Here is a 4,967-nt window from a genome sequence, read left to right on the forward strand (position 1 = left end):
GCGCTGCCGGAGGTGGAGGCCCTGCGGCGGGTGTGGGTCCAGCACTTCCACCTGGTCGAAGGCGAGGTGGCCAGGCGGGGCCCAAAAGACCGGCCGCCAGGCGCGATGCGCCTGGTCACGCCCTATGACATTGAGGCACGGGGCGGCGTCAAACGCGACACCCTCTGGGACGGTTACAAAGTCCACCTCACCGAGACCTGTGAGGAAGGCACCCCGAACCTGATCACGAACGTGGCCACCACCATCGCGACCGTCCCCGATGACCGGATGGCCGCAGTCGTCCACGCCGGCTTGGCCGCGCGCGACTGTCTGCCCGACGAGCACTGGGTGGACGCCGGGTATTGCGCCGCGGCTCAGATCGTGGCCGCCCGTACCGACCACGGCGTCGGGCTGCAGGGCCCGGTCGCGGCCAACACCAGCGCGCAGACCGGCAGGACGAACGGCTACGACCAGGAAGCGTTCACCATTGACTGGGACCGCAAGCAGGTCACCTGCCCTGGCGGTCATACCAGCAGGACCTGGAGCAACCGGCTCTCCCAGGAAGGCCTGCCGGTGATCCGGGTGCAGTTCTCCGTGACCGCCTGCCGTCCGTGCCCGGCTCGGGGCGAATGCGTCAACTCGCCCACCGCGCAGCGACGCGAACTGCGTTTGCGGCAGCACGACGAACACCACGCTCTCCGAGCGGCCAGGGCCGAGCAGCAGACCGACGAGTGGAAGGACCGCTACAAGATCCGCGCCGGAGTCGAAGGCACCATCTCCCAAGGTGTCCACCGCTGTGGCCTGCGCAGATCACGCTACAGGGGCCTGGCGAAGACCAGCCTCCAGCACCAGCTCACCGGGGCTGCCATCAACCTTGTCCGCATCAACGCCCACCTCACCGACACGCCCCGAGCCCGCACCCGTACCAGCCACTTCGCAGCACTCCGCCCCGCCGGATGAATCCGGCGGGGCGGAGTAACGAGGCCCGAATTAACCAACAGTGTCTGTGGTGGCCGGGCCCTCTCGTCGTTCCGCTCAGCAGGACGTGATGAAGGCCGTCAACTTGGCCACGCCATCGATGATCTGATCCTGCGTCACCGAACTGATGGAGAGCCGCAGTCGGCGTTCCCCTCCCCCGGACGGGTAGAACGGCGCCATCGGCGTCCAGAGCACGCCGTAGTCCCGTGCGCAGCGTTCCATCGCCGCGTCGTCGGCGGTGAACGGCACGGTGAGGACGGCGAAGAAGCCGCCTTCGGGCCGGTTCCAGGAGATCCCGAGGCGGCGGCGTGCGGACGCCGGGAAGTGCCGTTCCAGCTCACGCAGCAGCGTGTCCATCCCGGCCGCGTAGTGGGCCGTGGCGGCGGCGTTGGCGGCGCGCAGGCGGCAGTCGTGGCGCAGCAGCATGCCGCCGATGACGGCCTGGCTGAGGGCGGGGGTGTTGACCGTCGTCATGCTCTTGAGCCGGGCCAGCTCGTCCGCGAGCAGGGTGTGCCGACCACCGGGGCCGGTCACCTCCTGGTCGGCGACGACGTAGCCGAGGCGGGCGCCGGGGAAGCAGGTCTTGGCGAACGAGCCGAGGTAGACGACCCGGCGGTGGCGGTCGAGCGCCTTGAGGGTGGGCCGTTCGCCGCCCTCGCGGGCGAAGAAGCCGTACGGGTTGTCCTCGATGACGAGCAGGTCCTCGGCCTGCGCGACCGCCAGCAGCCGGGTGCGGGCCTCGACGGGCATGCTGGTGCCGGACGGGTTCGCGAAGTCGGGAACGACGTAGAGCGCGCGCGGGCGCCGGCCCTCGGCGCGGACGGCCCGGGCTGCGGCGCGGACGGCCTCCGGGTCGGGCCCGCCGGCCGGCCCCTCGGGGACGGGGCGGGTGGTGAGGTCGAGCAGCCGGGCGGCGCCGGTGACACCGACGTAGCAGGGCGAGCTGACCAGCAGGACGTCGTCCGGCGTGGCGCACAGCGCGCGCAGGGCGAGCAGCATGCCCTCCTGGGCGCCGACGGTCAGCACGAGGGCCTCGGGCGCGACGGTCAGGCCCTCGTCGTTGGCGAGGGTGCGGGCGACCAGGTCGGCGATGATGCCCTTGGTGGGGCCGTACTGGAACAGCGCAGTGCGGACGGCGTCCCGGCCGAGGCCGCGGCCGGCCAGGTGGGCGAGGTAGGCGTCCAGGTACGCCGGGACGTCCTCGGGCTCGAAAAAGCCCTCGTAGGGGCGGCCGGGGGCGAAGGAGACGGCGTCGGGGTAGCGGATGGTGACCTCGTTCAGGAAGGTCATCGCGTCGAGCAGCGGATCGGAGAGGGAGGCGTGCAGCTCGGCCAGGTCCAGGGTCGTCGGGGTCGTCCGGGTCGTCCGGGTCATCGGGGTCATCGCAGGGCCTCGCGCAGGCGGTCGGCGGCGTACTGCTGGGCCTCGGCGGCGGCGTCCAGGACGCCCGTCATGGCGAAGAAGCCGTGCGGCACGCCCTCGTAGCGCCGTGCGTCGACCGGGACGCCGGCGGCGCGCAGGGCGACGGCGTACTGCTCGCCCTCGTCGCGCAGCGGGTCGTACTCGGCGGTGATGACGGTCGCGGGCGGCAGGCCGGCCAGGCTCGGGGCGCGCAGCGGGGAGGCGTGCGGGTGGGCGCCGTCGGCCGGGTCGGCGAGGTAGTGGCCCCAGTACCAGGCGACCGAGCGGCGGTTGAAGAGCAGCGGGTCGTCGTGCTCGCGCAGCGACGGGGTGTCGGCGCCGTGGTCGGTGTTGGGGTAGACGAGCAGCTGGTGGCGCACGGCCGGGCCGTCCTCGTCGCGCAGCAGGAGGGTGAGCGCGGCGGTGAGGTTGCCGCCCGCGCTGTCGCCGCCGATGGCGAGGCGGGCGGGGTCGAGGCCGAGGCGCTTCGCGTGGGCGGTCAGCCAGTGGACGGTGGCGCGGCAGTCGTGGAGGGCCGCGGGGAAGGGGTGTTCGGGGGCGAGCCGGTAGCCGACGGAGGCGGTGACGCAGCCGACGGCGTTGGTCAGGCGGCGGCAGACGGCGTCGCTGGTGTCGGGCGAACCGAGGGTCCAGCCGCCGCCGAACAGGTAGAGCAGGACGGGCAGTTCGCCGCCGCGGTCCGGCCGGTAGAGGCGGAGGGCGAGCTCGCCGCCGGGGCCGGGAACGGCGAACTCCTCCACGGAGGCGACCGGTTCGGGTGTGCCCGCCGACGCGCGGATGTCGGCGAGGTCGGCGGCGCGGGCCTCGGCGACAGTGAGGGTGTAGAGGGGCGGAGCGCCGGTGCTCGCGCGGCGGGCGCGCAGGGCCTCGGCCTGGGGGTGGAGGGGCATGGGTGGGGGTGTGCCTTTCGGGTCGGGTCGGAGGGCCGCGGCGTCAGGGTGCGTGCATCGCAAGGCGGAGGATGGGGGCACCTCCCAGCCGCCAGGCTGGGGGAGAGTCCATGCGGTGGGGGCACCTCCCGGCCGTCAGGCTGGGGGAGAGTCCATGCGGTGGGGGCACCTCCCGGCCGTCAGGCTGGGGGACATCGGCGACCGACGACAACGCGGCGAGGCGCGTGCCCTGGCGTCGCGGCACCCGGCCTGACCCGAAAGGCACACCCCTAAACTCCTGGTCAGCGGTCGGCCTCGACGTAGATGGTCTCGTCGGTGCGGAAGGCGGTGTCGAGGTCGGCCACGTCGGCGCGGGCGCCCTCGCGGTAGTCGCAGTGGCGGATCCACCCGTCCTCGAAGCCGGCCTGGGTGAGGACGTGCCGGAGCTCGTCGAGGTCGTAGATCCACTGGTGACCGTAGTGCCGGAAGATCTGGTTGACCAGGAAGGCGGGGCGCGCGGGCATCGGCGGGCCGAAGCCGAGGGTGGTCAGGCGGCGGCGGTGCCTGGCGAGGAAGCCGTCGCCGGTGGCGTAGCCGACCAGGTAGCGGGCGAGGTCGGGGGTGGTGATCCGCAGGACGCCGCCGGGGCGCAGGACGCGGCGGGCCTCGCGCAGCCAGCCGACCGCGACGGGCAGGGTGACGTGCTCGATCAGGTGCTCGGCGTAGACCCAGTCGACGCTGGCGTCGGCGAAGGGCAGTGGCTGGGAGACGTCGAGCTGGGTGAACCAGCGGTCGCCGTCGACGCGGTAGAGCGTGCCGGGCTCGGTGGCGGCGTCGGGGCTGCGCAGGGTGGCGAGGTCGGTGCCGAGGCCGTGCGGGTGCGCCGTCCGGAACGCGGCGAACTCGATTCCGGTGAGGCCGAGTTCGCGGAATCCGGCGTGGTCGCGGGGCGGGCCGCCGGGTGCCGGTTCCAGCTTCGTGCAGGTCGCGACGGACTCGCTGAACGCGTCGAGGCGGGTGGTGAGGCCGTCGGGGTCGTCCCAGTCCCAGCCGGGGAAGCGGTCCTCGTTCTTCGTCATAAGCCAGTACTCCCGGTTGGGGGTTGAGCGCGGTCGGGGTTGCAGACTGCCAGGTTGAGCGCCGTCAGGATCGGGCGCGGCCGGTCGGCCAGGCGGTGACCGCCGTGCGGTCCAGGTCGGCGAGCCGGGGGCGGCCCAACAGGGCCAGCGTGTGCTCCAGTTCGTCGTGCAGGAGGTCGAGGACGCGCCGCACGCCGGCCTCGCCGCCGGTCGCGAGGCCCCAGAACGCCGGGCGGCCGATCAGGACCGCGGAGGCGCCGAGGGCGAGGGCGACGGCGATGTCCGCGCCGGTGCGCACGCCGCCGTCGAGGAGGACGGGCAGCGTACCGGGCACGGCGTCCACGACCTCCGGGAGCGCGGCCAACGCGGGCACGGCGCCGTCCAGTTGGCGTCCGCCGTGGTTGGACACCACAACGGCGTCGGCGCCGTGCTCGACGGCGAGCCTGGCGTCCTCGGCGGTGAGGACGCCCTTGAGGACCAGCGGCAGCCGGGTGCGCCCGCGCAGCCAGGCGAGGTCGGCCCAGGTCAGCGAGGGGTCGAACTGCTCGCGCGCGTGGTCGGCGATGCCCGAACTCCCGTTCGCGGCCCGGTGGCTGGCGGCCATCAGGGCCGGGTCGAGGTTGACGGCGCGGACGGCGGG

General features: G+C 73.5%; 5 protein-coding genes. 1 reads left to right on the forward strand and 4 read right to left on the reverse strand.

Going from position 1 to position 4,967, the window contains the following annotated elements; all coding sequences use genetic code 11:
• The coding region (locus AB0O00_RS26160) for a transposase (protein ID WP_363655692.1) at positions 1-939 on the forward strand (939 nt) is incomplete at its 5' end.
• A gap of 75 nt (positions 940-1,014) precedes the next feature.
• Here the strand turns inward: AB0O00_RS26160 and AB0O00_RS26165 are convergent.
• The 4 genes from AB0O00_RS26165 to AB0O00_RS26180 form a co-directional block, all read right to left on the reverse strand.
• Positions 1,015-2,331: a PLP-dependent aminotransferase family protein gene (locus tag AB0O00_RS26165; RefSeq protein ID WP_363655694.1), complete on the reverse strand. Its 1,317-nt coding sequence runs from the start codon at positions 2,329-2,331 to the stop codon at positions 1,015-1,017.
• 5 nt (positions 2,332-2,336) lie between these two features.
• A complete protein-coding gene (locus tag AB0O00_RS26170) occupies positions 2,337-3,269 on the reverse strand; it encodes an alpha/beta hydrolase (protein WP_363655696.1) in 933 nt (310 codons plus the stop codon).
• Between the two features lie 281 nt (positions 3,270-3,550).
• The gene (locus AB0O00_RS26175) at positions 3,551-4,327 is read right to left on the reverse strand and encodes a methyltransferase domain-containing protein (RefSeq protein ID WP_363655698.1); all 777 of its coding nucleotides are present in this window, start codon (positions 4,325-4,327) and stop codon (positions 3,551-3,553) included.
• 64 nt (positions 4,328-4,391) lie between these two features.
• The coding region (locus AB0O00_RS26180) for an alpha-hydroxy acid oxidase (RefSeq protein WP_363655700.1) at positions 4,392-4,967 on the reverse strand (576 nt) is incomplete at its 5' end.

Source organism: Kitasatospora sp. NPDC093558 (assembly GCF_040683475.1).
Classification (GTDB): Bacteria; Actinomycetota; Actinomycetes; order Streptomycetales; family Streptomycetaceae; genus Kitasatospora.

Excerpts from the sequence above, each read along its gene's own strand:
- AB0O00_RS26175 (WP_363655698.1), bottom strand. The coding sequence starts at position 4,327 with ATGACGAAGAACGAGGACCGCTTCCCCGGCTGGGACTGGGACGACCCC.
- AB0O00_RS26165 (WP_363655694.1), bottom strand. The coding sequence starts at position 2,331 with ATGACCCGGACGACCCGGACGACCCCGACGACCCTGGACCTGGCCGAG.
- AB0O00_RS26170 (WP_363655696.1), bottom strand. The coding sequence starts at position 3,269 with ATGCCCCTCCACCCCCAGGCCGAGGCCCTGCGCGCCCGCCGCGCGAGC.